This window comes from Cronobacter malonaticus LMG 23826, assembly GCF_001277215.2.
GTDB classification, from domain to species: domain Bacteria; phylum Pseudomonadota; class Gammaproteobacteria; order Enterobacterales; family Enterobacteriaceae; genus Cronobacter; species Cronobacter malonaticus.
Genome location: NZ_CP013941.1, coordinates 62,374 through 83,453, shown reverse-complemented (window position 1 = coordinate 83,453; position 21,080 = coordinate 62,374). Strand labels below are relative to the sequence as shown.

The window sequence follows — 21,080 nt, the reverse complement described above, 5'->3', positions numbered from 1 at the left end:
GCGGCAAAACGCGCCCTGACGGAGAACCCTGATGACACCGATTACGATTTACCATAACCCGGCCTGCGGCACCTCACGCAACACGCTTGGCCTTATCCGCAACAGCGGCGTGGAGCCAACTATTATTCTTTATCTGGAAACGCCGCCGACGCGCGACGCGCTGAAAACACTCATTAAGGATATGAGCATTAGCATGCGGGCACTGCTGCGCAAGAACGTTGAGCCGTATCAGGCGCTCGGGCTGGACGATGAGAAAATCAGTGACGAGGCGCTGCTGGACGCGATGCTGGCGCATCCGATTCTTATCAACCGCCCGATTGTGGTCACGCCGCTTGGCACCCGACTGTGCCGTCCGTCAGAAGAAGTCCTGGCTATTCTGCCCGATCCCCAGCAAGGCCCGTTCACAAAAGAAGATGGTGAGATTGTGCGCGGGTGACGGTGATATCGTCAGGCGGTGGTTGACACCGCCGTCGGAAAGAGGTGTACGGCGCAAACACGCCGTAAATACAATCTTACAACCGGCTTGCGATATTCTGCAGAACGGTCATCTCTTCCTGAGAAAACTGCTTAGTGCCGCCGCGCAGCGTATTAAGCGTGATGTGCCACGGATTGCCACGACTGATAACCACTTTTGAGCGGATATCATAATGCTGCGTCGCGAAATCCTCAGTGAGGAGCTTTTCCACCGGCGACAAATCAGCGTAGACCGTTGAGCCGCCAGGCCCTGCCGCGAAGCGGGCCGGGTGCGAGGCAAGACCGGATTCAAGCTGTGTTTTCGCCTTCGCCGGATCTTTCACCACTTTGTTATTGGTTTCTTCGAAAAACTTATTCACTTTATTACGCACTTTCACGGCTTTTTTGACGGTTTCCAGAAAGCGTTTGTTATTCGCCGTCTGTCTGTCCGACAACGTATTGCGCAGGAGCACCAGTACCCCGCCCACGACGCCGCAAACACCCCCTGCGGCCAGAAATGCGGTGCGCACGCCCAGCGAGGAAGCCGCGTTTGCCGCGGCGCTACCGGATGTGACCGTCGCGGCGACACCGGCGGACGCGCCAAACATCCCGCCAAGCCCTGTGATAATTTTACCGGCAAAATCATAGCTGATTTTAGTGGCTTCATTATAAATGTTGCCCCCGCGCCCGCCCATACGAGGAACGCGGGTATTATACCGGTCAAAAAACTGGCGGTTATTCTGAATAGTATTATTTGGTCCGGAATTGAGTAATCCCATTTCCAGATCGCGCCCGCCGTTATTGACGCCAACAGGGCGGGAGCTGGCCAGTAATTGCTCATAGCTATACATCACGCTGCGCTCTTCAGCATTTTCAAACTGATACAGCATGTCATCATCGAGTTCATTCACGAAGTCGATAATGGTATGTATTTCTTGTTCATTAAAGTGGGACCGATCGGAAAGAAGGGCATTTATCATGGAGTTAATTTCTGCCATCTTGCCACTCCTTTCTTATCAGAGTTCTTTATTCTGTTTAATATCCCAACCGGCTTTAGTTTCCGCACCTTTGGTTCCCTGGTTTGACTGTTCCCAGTAATGGAAATTGACTTTCGCAGCCTGGAAGTAGTAATTCACAAGAACCGTATCTGTCTGCCCAACGCCCGTGAATTCCGTGCGGGTCACCAGCACATCTTCAAGAACAATTTTCGAATACTCCACCTGCTGGCCACCGGCTTTACAGACAGAAAGCTCCACCTTATTCACGTGCTTACCGCTGGCACAGAATTTAAGAATGGCGGGCGTGCCTTTATCCACAATGGCCTGTACGGCTAAATCCTGAAAGTTAACTTTACCGGCACCGCCGCCACCGCCGACTGCCATATTTCCCGGCTGCGCTGCGCCCCAGTTAAAAGAAAGCACATCGATCCAGCTGGCATGATTAGCATCTTTAGATTCGCCAGTCACGCCTTCCACTTTCAGGAACATATCAATAGCCATGTAATACTCCGTGTTATCAGATAGCAGGTGAGAATAAGCAAAGCCCGCAGGCAAATAATTCAGTTTCACTGTAAGTTTATTCAAAACGCTAAACAATACCGCTCCGGAAATTAAGACGAATCTCATTCGAATTATTTCCGCGTATATCCTGTATTTGTTTCACTTTTATTGCAGGAGCATTAATCGTTATGAACGAATTAAATGTGGAGTAGTTCACAAAAATTACCCAAATCAGGATAAGAGAAATCACAATGACGTTTATTAAAGGTAATAAGGAAAAAATATCATACTTGTTGCTGATGCGTTGCGCTGGAAAGAATACGTTATAAAACAAAAGGGTTTTATCATGACCTCCCTGCTAATAAAAAAACGAACCTGCGATTTATCTTAAATATCATATTTAATAGAAAATGAAGTATTCATAATGTAATTAATCGCGGAGAAAAATACCGCCCCTCCCAGAACAGGTAGGGAAAACCATACAACACTAAAGGGTTATTTTATCAGGCCGATAAGCTTCCTGATGCTAATTCAACCGGAAGGAGTTCGGAAAGTGACCACCATCGTACCCGCCATGCAGGACAGCTACGCCGTAAGCCGTGATTATTACACCCGTAAAAAAGCCCCGGAAACGGTCGCTATTTCAGCCGACAAAGCCAGCGCCGTGCAGTCAGGTAGTGACACGCCCGTCAGTGCCGGGCAAAGCAAAGAAGAGCGCGAAAAAAGCCTGCAAAACATGCTGGCGCAGCGTCGTGCCATGCTTGAGCAGCAGGCGAACAGCAGCGTGCCGGGCCTCGTGCTGCACAGTGAGATTTCCGATAACTTCGCGGATTTCTCTAAACTCTCCACGCTCTCGTCTCTGGATATGGGCACCCTGCTCTCCGAAGCGCTGAGCACCCCCGCCGCGAGCACGTCCAACTCGACCACCAGCGATATGGATCTCGCCATGCAGCAGGCCAAACTGAATTATCTTGTGGCGAAGTATGTGCCGCAGGAAAACCAGGCCAAAGCGCAGGATATCGTCACAGCATGGATGACAAAGAAAACCGCCGCGCAGGATGACGAGATGAAAACCATGACGCAGGCGTTTATCGATATCGCAAAACAGAACGGCGATATGGCAAGCCTGAAGGAGTATGAGAATCAGCTCAGCCTGCTGCAAGCCGGTAAAGGGGAATCTCAGAAAGCGCGCAACGATATACTTGCCGTGACGGCAAGCTCTTCCAGCGCACCGCAGTGGTTTTCCGGCTTTATGAGCAAAGTGAATGAAAGCCGTGATCCCATGCCAGTAAAACAGCTCGAAAAAGCGCATGTCGATGCCCTTAAATCGCAGTGGGACATGTTCCTGGCGCGTGTCAGTAAGCACTAAGCCTTGCACCGTCAGAGAGTGTGGTACTGGCGGTGAACCTCTCCCCTGCCCTTCTGCTGCCCCATCGTTGCCTTACAAAACAGGCATCGCGCCTTAAGCCGCATAAATCGATTTATCATTACCGGTCGCGATAGTATTCGACAGCCGGTATGCCTGATTGCGCCCGTGGTTTTTCGCGAGATAGAGCGCGGTATCAGCACCGCGAATGAGTACGCTGAACGCGTCCTCGCGCCCGTTGCCCCGCACCGTATGGCAACCGGCGCTGATGGTGACGATCTGCTCCGGCAGATCCGTCGACGGGTGCGGCAGATGCTTTTCCCTGACCATCGCGACGGCCCGCTGCGCCAGCGCCAGCGCTTCTTCCCCGGTGGTATCCGGCAGTACGATCGCGAACTCTTCGCCGCCGTAGCGCGCAACCAGATCGCAGGTGCGCAGCGTGACCATCTGCAATGTATTGCTGATAAGCCGCAGACAGGCGTCGCCGGCGGCATGGCCGCGGCTGTCGTTGTAACGCTTGAAGAAATCGATATCGAGCATAATCAGCGACACGGGGCTTCCGGAGGCCGCGGAATCCGCCAGCACAGACGCGAGCGTGGTGTCGAACTTGCGACGGTTGGCAAGCCCCGTCAGGCTGTCGGCCATCGCCATCGATTTAAAGGTCTGGTTTGCTTTCAGCAGTTCGTCGCGCAGTTGCTTAAGCTCCTGCTGATCGCGAATGCTGCCGCGCACCTTGCGAAACACGACGGAACTGAACAGCAGAAACCCGAGCAGTAGCATAAAGTTGGAGAGCAGTCCCGGCAGGTTATTGCGCAGCCAGTGCATACGCACTTCGGCGCGATCGTAACCGGCGACCACCACCAGCGGCAGTTTTTCCGTACGGGCAAAGCCGAATACCCTTTCAATATGATCCAGCGACGCCACCCAGGTGCCGGTGCCGCGGTCGGCGCGGATAAGCTCGCGGGTAAACAGCGGACTGCCGGAAATATTCATGTCGATTTTCGCTTCATCGTAGGGACGCACACAAAGCACCGAACCGTCGGTAAGCAGCAGTGCCAGCATGTCGCGCGGGCCAAGCTCGAAATAGCTGTAAAAGCGGCGGAAATAGTCAAGCTTAACGGTGGCAAGCACCACACCCGCAAAGCCACCGCTGAGATCGTTGACCCGCACCGATACTGGGATCACCAGCTCACCGGACGCCAGGCTTTTAATCACGCGCCCGATATGAATACCGGTCTGGCGGTTTTCATAGTGAAAGCGAAAATAGTCCTTGTGCGTAATATCGCCCGGGATGCCGCTGATACCGGAAGACGAGCCTTTAATGACACCCTGCGCGTTGTAGAAATAGAGGCCGTCGAGCAGCGGCTGGCGGGCTTTGAGGCGCACCAGATAGCTGTGGTACGTCGTGGCCTGCCCGGCACCTACCGCCGTGCGCACGTCGTCAAGCGTCTGGCCGACCGCCATAAAGGTATCTTCCGCCTGGCGCACCTGGGCCACGGAGAGGTTTACCGCTTTATTCGCCGCCTGTGCAATCTCATCATCCCAGGAGTGCATAAACACCAGTACGTTCGTGCCGATCCCGCCCACCAGGAGGAACAGAAGTAAGACAGCCAGGCTTCGGCCAAGCGACGTGCTTAACCCAAGTCGGTAGGAAATAAACTGCCTGAGAGTCACGAAACGGTTCCCCGGTAATCACCAACGTTGCTTCAGGGGTTATCGGTATCGGCGGCCGTTTCTGGAGGGGCTTACCCCCGTCTGGTGACAATAATTTAACAGTGCGGAACACCGGCTCACACCGTTAACGGTAACATGACGGATAATGTTCAGACGGCAGGCGTGCCCTGATGAAAAATAAGCTGCCAGCGCGTTTCATCCACACGCACCCAATGTGACGCGCGCCATGCCGGCCGCTGGCCTTCGGGCGTACACGTGCGGTAGCGCAGAATAGCGCTACCGGCGTTTACCGACAGCAGCGTAAAACTGTCGCTCACAATACATGCGGTGCCGGTTTCCTGTGTCAGCGCGTCAATCGTTTCATCCCGACTCACCAGAACGCCGGAGCGTGTCACCTCGCAAAACTGCGGGTGAAGAAGATATTCAAGCCAGGCGCGGTCGCGTCGCTGGTCGCCATGCAGGCTTTGTTCGAGCGTAATGAGTCTTTCCAGTAACATGGTGCCTCTTTTCGATCGCAGCAAATAAGTGCCGTTCAGCCCTTTATTTAGGGTTATCCCTTAATGCACTAAACGCGTATTATTGTGCTGAACAGCAATAGTTTTGTAGAAATCGATAACGACAATAAGGATACCAAAATGTCGATGGTGTTTTGCCGCGGGTGCGGGAAAGAAATTCATGAATCGGCCAGAGCCTGCCCTCAGTGCGGTGCGACGCAGTTCACTGGCGGGAATAAAAACAGAATCAGCGCCGCGTTACTCGCTTTTTTCCTGGGCGGTTTCGGAGCACATAAATTCTATTTAGGGAAAATCGGGCAGGGCTTACTTTATCTCATCTTCTGCTGGACCTTTATTCCTTCGATTATCGCGTTTGTCGAATTCATCATTTATCTGTGTGATACCGATGAAAACTTTGCGCGTAAATATGGCTGATAACGCCTGAACTTAACGCCATTCCCTGCCCTGCTGGTGTGGAATGGCTTTTATACGTCCTGCTGTCCTCGCGCCTTACCCACATCGCATATTCAATGCTTAACCCTCCACACGTTTCTCCCGCCAGCCTGAAAAAAGCGTTATGGAATGATACGCTTGACCCCGTGCTCCCCCGCCGACGTTATGCAGGTAAAAATAATGAATAAAACAGAGTTCGTAACTCAGGATCTGCTCAGCAAAATCTACCAGGACACCACGCCCGGCCCGCGCAAGCTGTCGCCTGAAAGACAGTTAGCGGAAGAATATGGCGTATCGCGGTTCACCATTCGCCAGGCGCTGGAAAAGCTGGTGAGCATCGGCGTGGTGCGGATTGTTCAGGGCTCAGGCGCCTGGATCAACGAGCAGGCGCGCAATAATCCGCTGGTGTATAACTCGATTACCGAAAAACGCTTCGATCAAATTCGCTACCGGATGATTAGCCTGCATAAAAAGCGCCCGGACAAAGCGGCGCAGCAGATTTTCGGCATTGATGAAGAGAGCTTCATCTGGCATTTTTGCCGCCTGCGCTATGTCGATGACGCGCCGGTTCAACTGGAAATCTCCAGCATGCCGGCGGCGGATTTTCCTGACCTTAACCAACAGGTAATTGAGCATTCCATTCAGCAATATGTGCTGAATAAAGGGCTGACGATTTCACACCTGCTGACCACCTACCGCGCCGTGAGCGTGAGCCGCGAACAGGCGATACTGCTGGGCTGCAGGAAGGGCAGCCCGGCCATGCACATTAATAATCGCGGCATTCTGGAGGGCGGGCGCGTGTTTGAGGTGAGCGATATTATTGATATCAACTATACCTGCACCTACGTCATCCCCTATAACCGTGACACCCTAACCCGCCGCCAGAATCAGGGCGTGTGAAGGGTGCCGTCCGGCAGGCGGCTTTGCGTCCATTCATGCGGGCGATACATCACCGGATGCGCCCGCGCCAGCGTTTCGTTAAACCCGACGCCGATACCGGCATTGACCGGGGGATAGATAAAGCCCTCTTTCACCTCCGGCGCGCCAGGGAAAATCTTGTCCGTCATGGCCGAGCGCGGGATAAACTCCTGAATCGCCGCGTTATGCAGGTGAATGTTTAAATGCGTGTTCACCGCCACGCCAATCGGCGTCATATCGCCCGGGCCATGCCACGCGAGACGCACGCCGAATGCCTGGCACAGATGCGCGAGCTTCAGCGCCGGAGTGATCCCGCCGATTTGCGAGACGTGACAGCGGATAAAGTCGATACGGCGGTTAACGATCAGATCGTGCCATTCACTTGGATTATTAAAGAGCTCGCCCATCGCCAGCGGCACGCAGCTGTGCTGGCGCACCTGCTCAAGCCAGGCGCTCTGCTGCGGCGGCAGAATATCTTCAAGAAAATAGGGCTGGTAAGGCTCCAGTTGTTTCGCAAGCTGTATGGCCTGCTGCGGGAACAGACGCTCGTGAACGTCATGCAGAAAGTGCAGCGTCCAGCCATATTTCTCACGCAGCGCGCGGAACATATTGACGGTATTGCTCATATATTGCTGCTGATCGAACCACGCGCCGGGCGTCGGGTTTTCCGGCGCGTGCAGGCCGGAAGGCGTGCCGCCGTAAAAACCGAGCTGGCAGCGAATATGGCGATACCCCTGTTCGATGAGCGCATCCACGGACGCAAAAAGCGCGTCCAGCGTATCACCGCTGGCGTGGCTGTAGGCCGGGATCGCGTCACGGGATTTGCCGCCGAAGAGTTGATACAGCGGCATACCCGCAAGCTGGCTTTTAATATCCCACAGCGCCATATCGACGCCCGATATCGCGTTGTTCATTACCGGGCCGTTACGCCAGTAGGCGTTAACGTTCATCATCTGCCACAGATCTTCGATGTTGTTCGCATCACGGCCCGTCAGCAGCGGCTGTAAATACTCCTCTACCATCGTTTTAACGGCGAGCGGCCGCTGCTGGAACGTGGCGCAGCCGTGTCCCGTCACGCCCTGGTCGGTCGTCACGCGGACCGTCACCAGGTTATGTCTGTCCGGGCGGGTAATAAAACATTCGATATTTTTGATTTTCACAGGCGTCACGAAATAACTCCTTTACAGCACTGTGGGAATACGCAATACGAATATCATCACCTTAAAAATAATGGCGGGTAAACCCTTTTTTTGACTATTTATTTTGGTCAGTAATTTCTTCTTAAAATCATCAATAAACCATACCAATTTTACCATTACACCGCTTTCAATCCAGACCAGAAGGAAAGATGTGAGCAGTATCAACTTTTATTGGTTTGTTTTGTCAGAAAGGTTTAATTATCCTTCACAGGAACATTAAAACGACAACAACATCCGGCAGGAGTTTTTATGGGGACGCAAGAAGCCATTAATAATATTATCCGTCTGGTCGGCGGCCAGGGGAATATTAATAAAGTCTGGCACTGCATGACGCGGCTGCGCTTCGATTTAGTTGATGATGATAAAGTCGATCAGCAGGCGATCAAAAAGCTCCCCGGCGTGCTGGGCGCGCAGCTTCAGAGCGACCAGTTTCAGGTCATCATTGGGCCGAAGGTGAATAGCTGGTACGAACAGATGGTCAGCGCCCTGGGCGGTGACGCCAGTACCGTAGCTCCTGCAAAAGGGCGCAAAGGTCTGGTATCTCTTTTTATGGATACTGTCTCGGGCGTATTTGGCCCGATTGTGCCGGCGATTGCCGGAGCCGGGATGATCAAGGGCTTGCTGGCGGGCTTAGTCGCCCTGAAAGTGGTTTCCGCCAGAAGCGATACGGTCGTGATTATCGATCTTATCGCCAGCGGCGTGTTTTACTTTCTGCCCTTTTTCCTTGCGGTCTCTGCCGCCCGAATCTTTAAGGTGAATGAATACCTGGCGGCGGCCGTCGCCGCGTGCCTGATGTATCCGTCGCTGATTGACGCCGCCAAAGCGCTGGCGACGCATCAGGAAGGCGCGGTCAGCGCGCTCTGGCTGCTCAATGCCATTCCGGTCTCAGTATTTAACTACTCGGCAAGCGTTATCCCGGTGATTTTCTCTGTCCTGGCGTTGAGCTACATCTACCGCTGGGTCGACCGCATCATGCCTGACGTGCTGAAAACCGTGTTTACGCCCACGCTGACGCTGTTTATCGGCGCGCTGGCGGCGCTGGTGGTGATAGGCCCGACTGGCATCTGGCTCGGTAAAGGGCTGGCGCTGTTTATCGAAGGGCTGTTCAGCGTCTCGGCGAGTTTCGCCGGTCTGATTGTGGGCGCGATCCGCCCGGTCGCCGTACTGACCGGGATGCACCACGCCATGACGCCGATTGCGCTGCAAAACTTCAGCGATCGTGGCTACGACATGCTGATGCCGATGATGTTTATGGCGAACATGGCCATTGCCGGCTCCACATTTGCGATCTGGCGTCTGAGTAAAGAACGTCAGGAGAAAACCGTCACGCTCTCCGCGGCGATTTCCGCGTTGCTCGGCATTACCGAACCCGCACTCTTTGGCGTCCTGACGCGCTACAAAAAAGCGTTTATTTCAGCGACTATCGCAAGCTCGCTGGCCTCGGCCTTTATCGCGTTCTTTGGCGTGCGGCTTTACGGTTACATTCTGTCGAGTATTTTTAGTCTGCCCGCCTACATCGGCCCGTATTTTATCTTTGCGCTGGCAGGCGTCGTTATGGCGCTGGTGATATCGTTTGTGTTAACCACGCTGCTGGTGGGGAAAGAGGCCTCCGGGGAGGCGTAATGCCGGAGTGATACGCTGGCCGGAAAACCGGCCAGCAAAAGCCGTTTTACAGGGATTTCAGGAACGCCAGCAGATCGTCGTTCAGTTGATCCTGATGCGTGACGGCAAAGCCGTGCGGGCCGTTGTCATACACTTTCAGTTCCGCGTTCTCAATCATCTCCGCCGCCACCTTACCGGTGGATTCAAACGGCACGACCTGGTCGTTGCTGCCGTGGATAACCAGCGTCGGCACATCCACTTTTTGCAGATCGCCGCGGAAGTCAGTTTCCGAAAATGCGGTGACGCAGTCGATAGTCCCTTTCAGCGAGGCCAGCAGCGCGATATTCAGCGTCTGGGTCAGCACGCCTTCAGACACCGTCTGGCCCGCGTTGGTGCCGTAGAACGTTGCGGCGAAATCGCTGATAAACTGCGCGCGGTCTTTACGCAGGCCGTCGCGGATGCCTTCGAAAACAGAGAGATCCACGCCCTGGCTATAATCGCCGATTTTACCGAACACGGGCGTCACGGCGCCCAGCAGCACCAGCGCTGCAATGCGCGACGTGCCGTAGTTGCCGATATAGCGCGCCACATCGCCGCCACCCATGGAGAAGCCCACCAGCGTGACATCGTGAAGATCCAGCGCCTCAATGAGGTCATTAATGTCTGATGCAAAGGTGTCGTAGTCATAGCCGTTCCACGGCTGATCGGAACGCCCGAAGCCGCGACGGTCAAACGCAATCACGCGGTAGCCGCGCTCCGCCAGGAAATTCATCTGGCTATCCCACATGTCTGCATCCAGCGGCCAGCCGTGGCTGAACAGCACCGGTTTGCCTGCGCCCCAGTCTTTGTAATAGATCTGCGTGCCGTCCTGCGTCTTGATCGTGCTCATCAGTGGTTCCTCATTTCGCGATGGTCCAGGGATGATAAGTATAGTGTTTGCATGACGGCACGATGAATTATCGCGCGGTTTTCAGACTGTTACCGCACTATGAATGGCGAAGACGCGGTGCAGCGCAGCGCGCCCGGCGGCAGTGATAGTCACTTCCCGGTAGCCTGGCATTCTCAGAAGCCAGCCTTCCTGCAAAAAGAGCGTCAGTAGCGCCGCACCGGCATCACCGCCCAGGTGATAACGCCGTTCGCTCCAGTCGAGACACGGGCAGCACGCTTTGCGCCGGGGTTTCGGATTAAGCGGCACGCCAAGCGCCGTAAAGCGCTCGCGCCCGCGTTCGGTGAGCGCCTCGCCGTCCGGTGACAGCCATTTTTCCTCCAGCATAAACGCGTAGAGCTGTACGGCGAGTTCGCCCGCCAGATGGTCATAGCAGGTGCGCGCATGACGTAAATGCCCGGGCGTGCTGGTCGCAGGCTGGCGGCGCGGGCTCATGGAAACGCCCATCAGCGTCTCCAGCAGCCCGGCGATCTCATGCCCCGCCAGTCGGTAGTAGCGGTGCCGCCCCTGAGAAAGGCAAACCACCAGACCGTGGCTGAGCAGCCGCGCGAGATGCGCGCTCGTGGTGGACGGCGCGATATCCGCCACCGCGCTAAGCTCTGTCGCGGTCCACGCCCTGCCATCCATCAGCGCGCAAAGCATCGCGACGCGCGACGGATCGGCCATCGCCGCCGCGACGCCCGACATTGCCTGTTCAAGGTCTGGCGCGGTGTCGGCGTCTGTCAGGGAGTGTCGTCCGGGATTGCCCATGGTCTGGTTACCTTTTCCGCCTGTTCAGGGTTATCGGTGAGAAGAATCAACCGGTTTGCGTGGTCGCTGTACTGCACAAGAATATTCACGCCGCCGTCGGCGAGCGCGCGGGCTATCTCGCCAAGCTCGCCCGGCCGCGCCTGCGACAGTTTACGGATAAGCGGACGAGTGACGCTGTGCACCGTAAACCCGGCGTCCTGCAACACGCGCCGTGCCGTTTCGCCCTCTTCCACCAGAAAATGCGCATGGCTTTCCTGCGCCAGTGAAAAGACGCCGCCGCCTTCAAGGCCGACGCCATTTTTACCGAGCAGCGTCCCGAGCGTTGCCAGCGCGCCCGGCGTGTAACTGATGATCACGTGGATATCATACATGTGAGTTATCCTTTGTCTCAGAGGAATAGTCGCGAAGCACCTGCGCCACGCGGATACGGTAATGGGCGAAAATATGTTCCCGGCCTTCCTGCTGCGCGGCCTGATGCATCAGGTTACCTTTCCACGCGCGCACCGCCGCTTCGCTTTCCCACCAGGAGAGTGAGAGAATTCTGTCAGGCGCGGTGAGACTCTGAAAGCGCTCAAGGTCAATAAAACCCGGCGCATCCGCCAGCAGCGGTTTAAGGGCGGCGGCGAGTTCAAAATAACGCTGCTGCGCCTCCGGCAGCGCCTGCGCTTCAAATAAAACGGCTATCATGAGCTTTCTCCATCACGGAATGTCGTTGCAGTGTAAAGTGATGAAAAAACGATGCTTCGCCCGCGGGCGAAATATGGATACGGCATAACAGGGAGCCAGAAATGACATTTCGCATCAGAAAGACCGCAACACGCGATATTGCCAGTCTCGCGGCCATTGAGCGCTCGGCAGACAGCGTCTTTGAGACGATCCCGGCGCTCGCCTGGGTAGCATCTGATAGCGCTCAGCCTGAGGATTTACACCACAGGCTTTGTGAGCAGGGCTATTCCGCCGTGGTGGTCAATGCGAATGACGCTCCCGTCGGGTTTATTAACGGCGACTATATTGACGGCGCGCTGCATATTCTGGGCGTAGCGGTGATGCGAGACTGTCAGGGAATGGGACTTGGGAAAAGGCTGATGGCAGACGCTATTTGCCATGCACGGGCAAAGCAGCTAAGTGCATTAACGCTTACGACTTTCCGAAACGTGCCGTGGAACCAGCCCTTTTATGCGCGGCTGGGGTTTAGCGTCATTTCAGACGCCGACATGCCAGACTATCTGGCACGCCTGCTTAAGGAAGAAGCCGCGCACGGCTTTACGCGTGACAGCCGCTGCGCCATGGCCTTACGGCTTTAGCCTGTACGCGGCGCCCTGTGAGACGCCGCGGTAAATAATTATTTATGCGACGGCGCGGAGAGACGGGCCAGAATTGTTTCAGCCGTCAGAGAGCCCAGAAATACCTGCGGCGGGTTATCCAGCACCACCATGGTTGGCGTCACTTCAACGCCATTTTTAATCGCGAAAGCGGATTGCGCTTTGATCAGGTTTTCACATTCCGGCGTGGCGTCATTATCCGGTAAAAACCCCACCATCGCATTCTTCAGGCTTTTCTGTTTATCCGTGGCGCACCACACCCGGGCCATATCCGTTATAACGGAATCCCGGATAGCGCCAGGCGCGATGGTTAAAAAAGACATCGTCAGACCCGCATCGGTATAGGTATTAATGTTTTTAACGACATTGGTGCAATACACGCACTGGTTATCAATAAATACCAGCACCTGATGCGTTTCATGCGCCGCTTTAAAGGTAATAGGCTTAAGCGCGGGTAAGGCTTTGATAGTTTCCTGATAACTCTGATCCGGCGTCTGATCTGCTGACGCAGGTGCGGCCGATAACGCATTGCCACTGTATATGCAAAACATGGCGAGCGTCAGTAACGCGGTATATTTCATTTTACCCCCTGCATTCCCTTACTGACCGGGATTAATTTATTGTTATTACGCGCAAAAAAGCGCAGAAGCAGTGTAGCCTTCCGCGCCCCGCAGAGCATGATCTTTATCAGGATTTACTTATTCTGGTAGGTCGGCCAGAACGCCGGACTACGCATTACCACGCCTGATTTTGCACCACTACACGATAACCATCATGGTCCATCCAGGTTTGCCCGTTCATATCCCAGTAAGGGTTAAAAGACGGCGTGCGCATAAACCCAACCTCTTCAAGCGTGCGGCATACGCGCTGCCATTCGTCGTGGTCGGGGTAATAGAGCACCAGGAGGTCTTCATGACCGGGCGACGGTATAACAGGACTATCGAGACAGACCGTAAATTCAAGATGCCAGGGTAAATCCTTACGCCCCAGCATAATACCGCTGAAGCCCGCGTGATCGGTAAATTCCGCCAGCCGCGCCAGGCCCAGCCCGTGCGACCAGAGCCGGTACGAGGTTTCCAGGCTGGTGACTGGCCTTGCGATGCGCATATGAGTAAAAGACATATCCATCCCGAATGGTTAATGAAGGAGCCTCCAGTTTACCCGTCATGCACAGCGCCACTTGTCCTCAAAAGCTTTTTAGCTGGCACCAGCTCCGCTGAATTAGTCTGCTAATAAAGTCGCCACCAGATAATATTCTGAGCAGGCTTATGGTTATTGTAGAAAGCATTAAAAAATAACACCGCACCGGTCAGTAATTGTTAGTCTCGTCACAAACTGAAAGCCAACAAAAATCACCAACCCATTGATTTATTTGAAACGTAAAAAAGATTAAAGATATATCCTGAATAAAAAATAATACCCTGCCGATAACCCTTATGGATTAAACAAAAAATAATTGACCCGACGCGTTATAAGCACGCGAACGTTTCCGGCGTGCCTGAAGGCGGTGTCAGCACGGGTGACAACAGTATGTGAGCAGCTGAGGAATCAACAATGACAGGCAAACCAGGTATTTTTAAAAATCTTTCCGTAGCAGCGAAATTATTTGGCGGTTTTTCAGTATTAGTTGGCGTTATCATCATCTCTTCGGCCATTAATATTAAACAGCTTTCGGCTATCAGCGAGCATGCCCATAAAGAACAATTGGTTAATCTAATCAATAACGACCTGAACACCGCCAGGCGCAACCGCCTGATTTATCAGTTGTCACATGACGAAAAAGCGGCACAGGAAAACCTGAACGCCATTAATAAAATGGCGGAAAAAATCAAGGAAGGCGATAAGTTCAACTGGGAACAAGATGCCGGTGTGTTATTTAAGGCGCTGGGCTCACGGGTAAAAGAATACAGCGAGGCGCGCAGTAATTTTATCAGCCTTGAAAGCGCCAGCATTGAGCAGAGCAAAAACGTACTGGCCGCGACCCAACAGCCCGTTTTTGATGAGGTCACGAAAACGTTGCGTAATAGCGAGACGCTGACAAAAAGCAGCGCCAATATGCTCTACATACTGGAAAAAATTCGCTCAGACGCAGGCGTTATCGTTTCATCACGCGGCGTCAGCGGGCAGCAGCAATTTACGACTGACACACAGCAGGCGCTTGCTTTACTCGCCAGCATGAACAGTGACACTACCTCCCCTCTCGCGGGTTCCGTTACCGCGCTGCAGTCAGCTTTCAATACGCTTGCCAGCGCCGTTGACGCCTACAGCCTCGCGCTGAAAAACGCGAAAGGCGGCGCGGACAACATGACCGCCTTCGCCGACAAACTCAATAGCGCCACCGCAGAACTCGCGCAGCTTCAGGCGGATAAAAGCAGTGCCAAAATCGCTCATGTTATCTATATCGTGCTGATTGTCGCGCTCTGTTCCGTCGTTATCGGCCTGTTTATCGCCTGGCTGATTACCCGTCAGATGACGTCGCAAATCCGCTATAACCTGAGCGTTGCCGAGCGTATCGCCGCAGGCGATCTGACAGCGGAGATTGAAGCGAATTCTACAGATGAGCTTGGCCGCCTGAGCGCCGCGATGGCGACCATGAACCTGAGACTGCGCGAGCTGATTACCCAGATTAAAGAGTCGGTGGTGTATGTCGCCTCAGCGTCTTCACAGATTTCCATCGGCAATACCGATCTGGCGTCGCGTACCGAAGAGCAGTCGGCGGCCGTGGTGGAAACGGCGGCCAGCATGGAAGAGTTAACCTCGACCGTAAAACGCAACGCCGATAACGCCCGCGAGGCGAGCACGCTGGCGCATACCGCCGCGCAAAACGCACGCAGCGGCGGGCAAATTGTCTGGGATGTGGTTGAAACCATGCAGAACATTACCGACAGCTCCAACAAGATCAAAGATATCATCACGGTTATCAATGGCATCTCCTTCCAGACCAATATTCTGGCGCTTAACGCCGCGGTGGAAGCCGCACGCGCCGGCGAACAGGGACGTGGGTTCGCGGTGGTCGCCGGTGAAGTGAGAACCCTGGCGAGCCGCAGCGCGCAGGCGGCCAAAGAGATTGAAAGCCTGATACAGGAATCGGTTAACCGCGTCAGCTCCGGCTCCGCGATGGTTAATCAGGCGGGTGAAACGATGAAAGATATCGTCTCCTCCGTGGAGGGCGTGAGCGGGATCATGACGGAAATCTCCCACGCGTCGGATGAGCAGAGCCGGGGTATCGACCAGATAAGCAAGGCCGTCAGCGAGCTGGATTCCACCACCCAGCAGAACGCCGCTCTGGTGCAGGAATCTTCTGCCGCCGCCGCGTCGCTAGAACAACAGGCGGGCGAACTGTCGCAGCTTATCTCGCGCTTCAAACTGGGCGACGCCATTGTGAAAAAACCGCTGGTTAAACCGGCAATCACGTCCACAAGAACGCTCGTCGCCGAAGGCGCTGGAAGCTGGGAAACCTTCTGATTCACGCCCAGGTGAATAAAAAGCCCGGCCAGTGCCGGGCTTTTTGCTGTTCAGTGAAGCGCAGACATAACGTGAACCGGCTACGTTATTCTGGCTTCGAATCGGTTAAAAAGGTGATCGCGAAACCCTGAGCTTTCCAGTGTGCGGCGCGCTCCTGCTGCTCAGCGTTGAGCGGCTCGTCAGTCCAGACGAAAAAGTGCTGGTTAGGAAAGAGTTCCGGGTGCGGCAGATCGAGCGGTTCGGCCAGCAGGTCAATATGCCAGCCCTGCTGCGCCAGGCGGCAGGCTTCCAGCCACAGGCGGGCGCGATCGACTTTTCCCCAGCCCATCAGCAGCGCTTCTTTGGTGGTTTTTTTGCGCGCTTCGGCAAGAAACAGCGTGGCGTATTCGATAAGGGCGCCATCCATCAGGCTGCGCATCGATGGCGCTGTGTATTGATCGAGGCTTAACCGGCGGCGTACCGGCAGAAAGACGTTATCGATAAGCCCGTCAACCGCGTTTTCGCGCACCAGCGCGGTAATTTTGGCGCGCAGCGTCGCCGGACGCGCCTGGCGCACCACGCCCATCATCTCTTCCTGCACCACATTCCACGCTTCCGGTGCCACCACAACGTCTTTATCCAGCAGCGCTTTGACTTTGCCAACCGGCACGCCGCTTTTGATCCAGCGTTTAATCTCTTCGATACGCTGAATGTCGTCTTCATCAAACTGGCGATGGCCGCCTTCGCTGCGTTGGGGTTTTAGCAGGCCATAGCGCCGCTGCCAGGCGCGTAGCGTCACGGGGTTGATCCCGCACCGTTCTGCTATCTCGCCAATGCTGTAAAACGCCATAGGATCTTCACTCACGATCAAAACCGACACAGGAATCTCTCAAAAATTTAACTCTCCTTAGCTTGTACAATTTTTAATAATTGTACAACCGTGAAGTTAATTTAAGAGCCGTCTGGTTGATAAGGGTATGAATTCAACGTGCTGCGGGCAACAAAAAAGTGTACATAAAATGCATTAAATCACAGAGAGATGGCGCATGTGGCTGTGACATGCGCCAGAGAGAAGGTCAAACCGTTACAGACCGAATTTTTTTTCAGGCCAGGCCACGGCGGGAATACCGCCGAGCGCCGGTTTTGCGAATAGATGCCCCTGGAAGAGGGTAATGCCTGCGGATTCGAGCCACATCCACTCCTCGGCTTTCTCCACGCCCACCGCGGAAATCGCGATCTCCAGCGACGCGCAGCATTTGATCAGCGCCTGCACAATCGCCTGCCGTGGGCCGCTTTTATGCACGTCGCGGATAAGCTCGCGGTTAATTTTGATGCGGTCCGGCTGGAACTGCGCCAGCAGCAGCAGCCCGGCGAAACCGGCGCCGAAGTGGTCAATCGCCACGCGCAGGCCCGCCGCTTTGAGCTGGCGAATCGCGCCGGTGAACTCATCAAGGCGCGAAATCACTTCGCTTTCAGTGAATTCAACAATCACCTGGTCCGGCACCAGCCCGTTGGCGTGGATGGCCTGCAACAGGAACTCCACCGCGCCCGGAATTTTCACCAGCGTCATAGGGTGAAGGTTTACGCACAGTGTCTGCTGGCCAATATTCAGCGCGCCGGCGATTTCAAACGCGATTTTTTTGCTTTTCAGATCGGCTTCATACAGCGCCTCGCCTTCCAGCCCTTCAAAAAAGGTTTGCGGCGGCGCGCCGTCAGGGGTACGCAGCAGCGCTTCGAGTGAGACCACTTCGCGGGAGAGCGGGTCGATAATCGGCTGAAACGCGAAGGTACAATCGGTGCGCGCGCTGACAGACGCGGGCGCCTGAACGCCGTCGTCTTCGGTAATGAAATCCCAGCTGTCGCCCGGCGGGATCTCAAAATAGTTTTCTTTTTCAGTGGCCTCGACAAACGTCTGGAAAAACTGCAGCGCGCGGTCGCCGTACACCAGCTGGTATTTCGACGTGCCTTTATTCAGCACATGCTGGAGCACTTCGTCGCGCTCATAATCGCGTAAATCAAAGAGTTCCATGCCCGATTTACCAAAGCGGCGCGACGGCGCGTAGTCGCACAGCAGCTCCACCAGATTGTAATGGCGCGTATCGGCGCAGATGGCGCGATAGATCGCTTTCACATTCTCTTCCGGCCCTTCTAACAACTGAAAGAAGTGGCGGCCATTGAAAAGCAGAATGCCGGTCACGTCGGCCTGGCCGTTTTTGTTGTTCGCCGCATTCACCATCTCTTCCAGTACGGTGACCGGAACGTCGTCGCAGATATGGCTGCGATAAATTATGGTTGTGAGCATCATGCATCCTGTGAATAGGTGAATAAGCAGCCACCTTAACAGATGACCTGTCGGGCGTCTTGCAGTGATTGTTTATAAAGAGACAGCTAATTAGCCAGATAAGGGTTTTATCGACAGATAATCAGGTGGGTTTCTGTACAGGTTTTCACAAAATGCTTACGTTTCGTCAGCCTTGTACAAGCTGTTTTGCGTAATTTGCATCTGAAAATGCATAACCAGTACAATTTCAGACTAAACGATAAAAATAATTTTCACTGTAACCACATGAAATTAATGAAGTAGTTATTATTTGCGCAAAAAAAGATCGCTAACCTATACAATAACGGTGTACAAGATTCACGTAATTAGTATACTGCTAACTATTCCTTGCGTAGTTACGAAATTTTAACAGGAGTGACATATGCGTCAGAACGGTTACATTCCGGATACAGCTAATGCCATTGCCCGATACTTTGATAAAGCGGCTCTGCCGACTCAGCAAGAAACCTTAGGGCAAATCGTTGTAGAGATTCTGCGCGATGGTCGTCTCCTGAATAAAAAAAGTATTTGCACCAAATTGCTTAGTCGTCTTGAAATGGCGTCCAGCGTTGAAGAAGAAAGTCATTATCAAACGCTGATCGGTCTGCTTTTCGATCGCTAACACCAGGGCGTTCTTTCACCGAACCGTTTCCTGATGATTAAGACAATAGTGGCGGAGGGATATTGCAGGCCTTAGCACAGCCTGACAATTTTCAGTGGCAGGACGCCACCGGAAAGAAGTTGTATCCCGCGCGTGTGGCGCGGGACATGCGGCATTCAGAGACGCATTTATGAACAGAAGTGAAAAAGATCAACTGACAGATGAAATCATCGGAGAGGCAGTACTGTCTCTTCTGAGAGAAAAAGGCCCGATCAATATGCGGGTTCTGATTGCGCGTCTGCGCTCAATGGAAACCAGTGAGTCTGATCCTCACCGGCGCGAGGCTATTGCCCGTGTCATTGCAGAGATCAGCGCGACCACGGTGTCCGGACGGCGTAATGGCACGCGTGAGCGTAAAGAATGGAGCGGCGATAACGTCCATTCACTGTTTGGCGAGAGTGCCTCGCCGGATGGTAGTAAAAAACACTGACTACATTCAGCAACTTTCAACCTAAACACGGTGCCAGTACATGAGCCAGGTGATGCTTAAACCTATTGATTTGCAGGCAGATCTGCCCGACACGGCACTGTCTGAATACTTCCGTAACGCCGGTGATATGCTGGCGCAGGAATCTGCCCTGCTGGGCGCTGTTGTGAGCAATATTCTCGCCACAGATGGTCACCTGACCCATAAAGCGATTATTTTGCAGCTGATCGGCGTGCTGGAAACCACCGATGATGTGGTGATGGCCGATGTAATCCGCAAGACGCTGGAAATCGTTGTCGACCATACCGTAGACGACATCTGATCCTGACGTTGCATTCCTTCTTTTAAAAGCCAGCCCGTCTCTCACTCCGGCTGGCTTTTTTCTTTTGTGTACACTTCCCCTCCCTCTTCTATCATCATTTCACGGCCAAACCGATAAGACAGAAGAGCAATTCATGATAATCGCGCAGCTTTCAGATATTCACGCCGCACCGGATAACGACCATCTGGCGCGTTTTGACAACGCGCTGGCGTGGCTTAAGCCGTTCGAACCCGATGTGCTGGTGATAAGCGGCGATCTCATCGACGATGGCTGGCGCGAGGGCTATGCCGCCATTGCGGCGCGGCTGGAAACACTGTCATGTCGGACGATGATCCTGCCGGGAAATTCTGATGACCGCACCGCCATGCGCGCGGTCTGGCCTTCGCTGGCGCAGCAAGGGCCGTTGAATGCAGTGATCGATACGCCAGCGCTTCGCATGATTGGGCTGGATTCCACTGTGGAAGGCAGTACGGCGGGCAGCGTGGGCGCACATCTCGACTGGCTGGCGCGTCAGTTGGATGAGGCAGGCGGGCGACAGACGCTGCTTTTTCTGCATCATCATGTCTTTGTGAGCGGCATTCCGTCGATGGATGCGGCGGCGTGCCGCGACGCGCAGGCGCTCGGCGCGCTGCTGCGGCATCACCCGGCAAAACCGCTCGCGATTGCCACAGGGCACGTTCACCGCCCGGCGGCGGGAATGCTGGCCGGTATTCCGGCGTACATCTGCGGTTCGGTCTGCCCGGCGAACCCGTTATGGCTGGGCGGCGCGCACGTGCCTGAAGTCTGCGATCCCCCTGCGCTGATGGTGCACCGTCTTGAGAATGGCATGCTCGCCAGCCATTTTATTGCGGTCTCGCCGGTTAACGGCCGTTAATCGCTTACAGATACGACGTGGTGAACCGAGGGATTACAGCGCCGAAATAGTTTCGACTTCATGCTGAAAGACCCACGGATCGGAGAGCAGGCCGAACTGTTCATCGTCAGGGTACGTTACCGCCACCTGATAATCCTCGCCCGCAAACGCCTTAACGGCATTCAGATCCTCCCAGTACGTTGCCAGGAAAAAATGCGCCCAGTCGCCCTGCGTCTCCTGGCGGACAAACGCGCCGCGGTTCCCGGCGGTACGCTGCGAATGCTCCACACCGGTTTTCTGCAAATGCGCGGCGAAGCCGTCGGCGTGTTCCAGCGGCACACAGCCATGCCAGGTTCTGACTATCATGTTTTCTCCTT

Annotated in this window: 25 protein-coding genes; 11 read left to right on the top strand and 14 right to left on the bottom strand. The window is 54.4% G+C overall.

Features of this window, described 5'->3' with window-relative positions; genetic code table 11:
• Positions 1–31: 31 nt before the first annotated feature.
• Positions 32–436 carry an arsenate reductase (glutaredoxin) gene (gene arsC, locus AFK66_RS20420; protein WP_007780674.1) on the top strand — a complete coding sequence of 135 codons (405 nt, stop codon included), beginning with the start codon at positions 32–34 and terminating at the stop codon, positions 434–436.
• A gap of 76 nt (positions 437–512) precedes the next feature.
• On the opposite strand, the gene AFK66_RS20415 is transcribed toward arsC, so the two are convergent.
• Both AFK66_RS20415 and AFK66_RS20410 read right to left on the bottom strand, forming a co-directional pair.
• Positions 513–1,451: a hypothetical protein gene (locus tag AFK66_RS20415; RefSeq protein WP_007705831.1), complete on the bottom strand. Its 939-nt coding sequence runs from the start codon at positions 1,449–1,451 to the stop codon at positions 513–515.
• Positions 1,452–1,469: 18 nt separating this feature from the next.
• Positions 1,470–1,952, bottom strand: a complete 483-nt coding sequence (locus tag AFK66_RS20410; RefSeq protein ID WP_012815804.1) for an Hcp family type VI secretion system effector — start codon at positions 1,950–1,952, stop codon at positions 1,470–1,472.
• Between the two features lie 553 nt (positions 1,953–2,505).
• On the opposite strand from AFK66_RS20410, the gene AFK66_RS20405 reads away from it, so the two are divergent.
• Entirely contained in the window at positions 2,506–3,321 is an 816-nt protein-coding gene (locus AFK66_RS20405; protein ID WP_007780680.1) for a hypothetical protein, read from the top strand.
• Positions 3,322–3,414: 93 nt separating this feature from the next.
• Here AFK66_RS20405 and AFK66_RS20400 read toward each other — a convergent pair whose 3' ends face one another.
• Together AFK66_RS20400 and AFK66_RS20395 are read right to left on the bottom strand one after the other, a co-directional pair.
• Positions 3,415–4,992 carry a sensor domain-containing diguanylate cyclase gene (locus tag AFK66_RS20400; RefSeq protein WP_032971797.1) on the bottom strand — a complete coding sequence of 526 codons (1,578 nt, stop codon included), beginning with the start codon at positions 4,990–4,992 and terminating at the stop codon, positions 3,415–3,417.
• A gap of 149 nt (positions 4,993–5,141) precedes the next feature.
• Entirely contained in the window at positions 5,142–5,489 is a 348-nt protein-coding gene (locus tag AFK66_RS20395; protein WP_007780685.1) for a nuclear transport factor 2 family protein, read from the bottom strand.
• Positions 5,490–5,627: 138 nt separating this feature from the next.
• Between AFK66_RS20395 and AFK66_RS20390 the strand changes: the two genes are divergently transcribed.
• Both AFK66_RS20390 and AFK66_RS20385 read left to right on the top strand, forming a co-directional pair.
• Positions 5,628–5,921 (top strand): TM2 domain-containing protein, encoded by a 294-nt coding sequence (locus tag AFK66_RS20390; RefSeq protein ID WP_007780690.1) that lies wholly within the window; start codon positions 5,628–5,630, stop codon positions 5,919–5,921.
• Between the two features lie 198 nt (positions 5,922–6,119).
• Entirely contained in the window at positions 6,120–6,839 is a 720-nt protein-coding gene (locus AFK66_RS20385) for a GntR family transcriptional regulator (protein ID WP_032983082.1), read from the top strand.
• Here the strand turns inward: AFK66_RS20385 and AFK66_RS20380 are convergent.
• Positions 6,827–8,026 carry an enolase C-terminal domain-like protein gene (locus tag AFK66_RS20380; RefSeq protein ID WP_023897651.1) on the bottom strand — a complete coding sequence of 400 codons (1,200 nt, stop codon included), beginning with the start codon at positions 8,024–8,026 and terminating at the stop codon, positions 6,827–6,829. The two genes, AFK66_RS20385 and AFK66_RS20380, sit on opposite strands and share 13 nt — an antisense overlap.
• A 279-nt stretch (positions 8,027–8,305) precedes the next feature.
• On the opposite strand from AFK66_RS20380, the gene AFK66_RS20375 reads away from it, so the two are divergent.
• Positions 8,306–9,679, top strand: coding sequence for a PTS transporter subunit EIIC (locus tag AFK66_RS20375; RefSeq protein WP_007780702.1), 1,374 nt, complete (start codon positions 8,306–8,308; stop codon positions 9,677–9,679).
• Between the two features lie 46 nt (positions 9,680–9,725).
• On the opposite strand, the gene AFK66_RS20370 is transcribed toward AFK66_RS20375, so the two are convergent.
• The 4 genes from AFK66_RS20370 to AFK66_RS20355 all read right to left on the bottom strand — a co-directional run bounded on the left by AFK66_RS20370 (position 9,726) and on the right by AFK66_RS20355 (position 12,041).
• Positions 9,726–10,547 carry an alpha/beta fold hydrolase gene (locus tag AFK66_RS20370; protein WP_007780704.1) on the bottom strand — a complete coding sequence of 274 codons (822 nt, stop codon included), beginning with the start codon at positions 10,545–10,547 and terminating at the stop codon, positions 9,726–9,728.
• Positions 10,548–10,628: 81 nt separating this feature from the next.
• A complete protein-coding gene (locus AFK66_RS20365) occupies positions 10,629–11,354 on the bottom strand; it encodes an ArsR/SmtB family transcription factor (RefSeq protein ID WP_007780707.1) in 726 nt (241 codons plus the stop codon).
• Positions 11,327–11,725, bottom strand: a complete 399-nt coding sequence (locus tag AFK66_RS20360) for a hypothetical protein (RefSeq protein WP_023897649.1) — start codon at positions 11,723–11,725, stop codon at positions 11,327–11,329. The genes AFK66_RS20365 and AFK66_RS20360 overlap by 28 nt, the downstream gene beginning before the upstream one ends.
• Positions 11,718–12,041, bottom strand: coding sequence for an antibiotic biosynthesis monooxygenase family protein (locus tag AFK66_RS20355; protein ID WP_007780712.1), 324 nt, complete (start codon positions 12,039–12,041; stop codon positions 11,718–11,720). The genes AFK66_RS20360 and AFK66_RS20355 overlap by 8 nt, the downstream gene beginning before the upstream one ends.
• A gap of 101 nt (positions 12,042–12,142) precedes the next feature.
• Here AFK66_RS20355 and AFK66_RS20350 point away from each other — a divergent pair, with 101 nt between their 5' ends.
• Positions 12,143–12,658 (top strand): GNAT family N-acetyltransferase, encoded by a 516-nt coding sequence (locus tag AFK66_RS20350; protein WP_038882668.1) that lies wholly within the window; start codon positions 12,143–12,145, stop codon positions 12,656–12,658.
• A gap of 38 nt (positions 12,659–12,696) precedes the next feature.
• On the opposite strand, the gene AFK66_RS20345 is transcribed toward AFK66_RS20350, so the two are convergent.
• The gene (locus AFK66_RS20345; RefSeq protein ID WP_023897647.1) at positions 12,697–13,257 is read right to left on the bottom strand and encodes a thioredoxin fold domain-containing protein; all 561 of its coding nucleotides are present in this window, start codon (positions 13,255–13,257) and stop codon (positions 12,697–12,699) included.
• A gap of 154 nt (positions 13,258–13,411) precedes the next feature.
• Positions 13,412–13,798: a hypothetical protein gene (locus tag AFK66_RS20340; RefSeq protein WP_032969125.1), complete on the bottom strand. Its 387-nt coding sequence runs from the start codon at positions 13,796–13,798 to the stop codon at positions 13,412–13,414.
• Positions 13,799–14,230: 432 nt separating this feature from the next.
• Here AFK66_RS20340 and AFK66_RS20335 point away from each other — a divergent pair, with 432 nt between their 5' ends.
• Positions 14,231–16,141, top strand: a complete 1,911-nt coding sequence (locus AFK66_RS20335; RefSeq protein ID WP_007780722.1) for a methyl-accepting chemotaxis protein — start codon at positions 14,231–14,233, stop codon at positions 16,139–16,141.
• Between the two features lie 85 nt (positions 16,142–16,226).
• Here AFK66_RS20335 and AFK66_RS20330 read toward each other — a convergent pair whose 3' ends face one another.
• A complete protein-coding gene (locus AFK66_RS20330; RefSeq protein ID WP_007780724.1) occupies positions 16,227–16,970 on the bottom strand; it encodes a MerR family transcriptional regulator in 744 nt (247 codons plus the stop codon).
• Positions 16,971–17,204: 234 nt separating this feature from the next.
• A complete protein-coding gene (locus tag AFK66_RS20325) occupies positions 17,205–18,422 on the bottom strand; it encodes a diguanylate phosphodiesterase (RefSeq protein ID WP_032971777.1) in 1,218 nt (405 codons plus the stop codon).
• A gap of 400 nt (positions 18,423–18,822) precedes the next feature.
• Here AFK66_RS20325 and ycgZ point away from each other — a divergent pair, with 400 nt between their 5' ends.
• The 4 genes from ycgZ to AFK66_RS20305 all read left to right on the top strand — a co-directional run bounded on the left by ycgZ (position 18,823) and on the right by AFK66_RS20305 (position 20,724).
• Positions 18,823–19,062, top strand: coding sequence for a regulatory protein YcgZ (gene ycgZ, locus AFK66_RS20320; protein ID WP_007670514.1), 240 nt, complete (start codon positions 18,823–18,825; stop codon positions 19,060–19,062).
• Positions 19,063–19,231: 169 nt separating this feature from the next.
• On the top strand, positions 19,232–19,531 hold the full coding sequence (locus AFK66_RS20315) for a hypothetical protein (RefSeq protein ID WP_007780726.1): 300 nt from the start codon (positions 19,232–19,234) through the stop codon (positions 19,529–19,531).
• 40 nt (positions 19,532–19,571) lie between these two features.
• The gene (locus tag AFK66_RS20310) at positions 19,572–19,850 is read left to right on the top strand and encodes a biofilm development regulator YmgB/AriR family protein (RefSeq protein ID WP_007705778.1); all 279 of its coding nucleotides are present in this window, start codon (positions 19,572–19,574) and stop codon (positions 19,848–19,850) included.
• A 133-nt stretch (positions 19,851–19,983) separates the two neighbouring features.
• Positions 19,984–20,724 carry a metallophosphoesterase gene (locus AFK66_RS20305; RefSeq protein ID WP_023897643.1) on the top strand — a complete coding sequence of 247 codons (741 nt, stop codon included), beginning with the start codon at positions 19,984–19,986 and terminating at the stop codon, positions 20,722–20,724.
• Positions 20,725–20,757: 33 nt separating this feature from the next.
• Here the strand turns inward: AFK66_RS20305 and AFK66_RS20300 are convergent, their stop codons facing one another.
• Positions 20,758–21,069, bottom strand: coding sequence for a hypothetical protein (locus tag AFK66_RS20300; RefSeq protein ID WP_007780731.1), 312 nt, complete (start codon positions 21,067–21,069; stop codon positions 20,758–20,760).
• Positions 21,070–21,080 lie beyond the last annotated feature (11 nt).

Bases quoted from the DNA above. Each gene is read 5' to 3' on its own strand.
- arsC (WP_007780674.1), top strand. From the start codon at position 32: ATGACACCGATTACGATTTACCATAACCCGGCCTGCGGCACCTCACGC.
- AFK66_RS20415 (WP_007705831.1), bottom strand. From the start codon at position 1,451: ATGGCAGAAATTAACTCCATGATAAATGCCCTTCTTTCCGATCGGTCC.
- AFK66_RS20410 (WP_012815804.1), bottom strand. From the start codon at position 1,952: ATGGCTATTGATATGTTCCTGAAAGTGGAAGGCGTGACTGGCGAATCT.
- AFK66_RS20395 (WP_007780685.1), bottom strand. From the start codon at position 5,489: ATGTTACTGGAAAGACTCATTACGCTCGAACAAAGCCTGCATGGCGAC.
- AFK66_RS20390 (WP_007780690.1), top strand. From the start codon at position 5,628: ATGTCGATGGTGTTTTGCCGCGGGTGCGGGAAAGAAATTCATGAATCG.
- AFK66_RS20385 (WP_032983082.1), top strand. From the start codon at position 6,120: ATGAATAAAACAGAGTTCGTAACTCAGGATCTGCTCAGCAAAATCTAC.
- AFK66_RS20375 (WP_007780702.1), top strand. From the start codon at position 8,306: ATGGGGACGCAAGAAGCCATTAATAATATTATCCGTCTGGTCGGCGGC.
- AFK66_RS20370 (WP_007780704.1), bottom strand. From the start codon at position 10,547: ATGAGCACGATCAAGACGCAGGACGGCACGCAGATCTATTACAAAGAC.
- AFK66_RS20365 (WP_007780707.1), bottom strand. From the start codon at position 11,354: ATGGGCAATCCCGGACGACACTCCCTGACAGACGCCGACACCGCGCCA.
- AFK66_RS20360 (WP_023897649.1), bottom strand. From the start codon at position 11,725: ATGTATGATATCCACGTGATCATCAGTTACACGCCGGGCGCGCTGGCA.
- AFK66_RS20355 (WP_007780712.1), bottom strand. From the start codon at position 12,041: ATGATAGCCGTTTTATTTGAAGCGCAGGCGCTGCCGGAGGCGCAGCAG.
- AFK66_RS20350 (WP_038882668.1), top strand. From the start codon at position 12,143: ATGACATTTCGCATCAGAAAGACCGCAACACGCGATATTGCCAGTCTC.
- AFK66_RS20345 (WP_023897647.1), bottom strand. From the start codon at position 13,257: ATGAAATATACCGCGTTACTGACGCTCGCCATGTTTTGCATATACAGT.
- AFK66_RS20340 (WP_032969125.1), bottom strand. From the start codon at position 13,798: ATGTCTTTTACTCATATGCGCATCGCAAGGCCAGTCACCAGCCTGGAA.
- AFK66_RS20335 (WP_007780722.1), top strand. From the start codon at position 14,231: ATGACAGGCAAACCAGGTATTTTTAAAAATCTTTCCGTAGCAGCGAAA.
- AFK66_RS20330 (WP_007780724.1), bottom strand. From the start codon at position 16,970: ATGGCGTTTTACAGCATTGGCGAGATAGCAGAACGGTGCGGGATCAAC.
- AFK66_RS20325 (WP_032971777.1), bottom strand. From the start codon at position 18,422: ATGCTCACAACCATAATTTATCGCAGCCATATCTGCGACGACGTTCCG.
- ycgZ (WP_007670514.1), top strand. From the start codon at position 18,823: ATGCGTCAGAACGGTTACATTCCGGATACAGCTAATGCCATTGCCCGA.
- AFK66_RS20315 (WP_007780726.1), top strand. From the start codon at position 19,232: ATGAACAGAAGTGAAAAAGATCAACTGACAGATGAAATCATCGGAGAG.
- AFK66_RS20310 (WP_007705778.1), top strand. From the start codon at position 19,572: ATGAGCCAGGTGATGCTTAAACCTATTGATTTGCAGGCAGATCTGCCC.
- AFK66_RS20305 (WP_023897643.1), top strand. From the start codon at position 19,984: ATGATAATCGCGCAGCTTTCAGATATTCACGCCGCACCGGATAACGAC.
- AFK66_RS20300 (WP_007780731.1), bottom strand. From the start codon at position 21,069: ATGATAGTCAGAACCTGGCATGGCTGTGTGCCGCTGGAACACGCCGAC.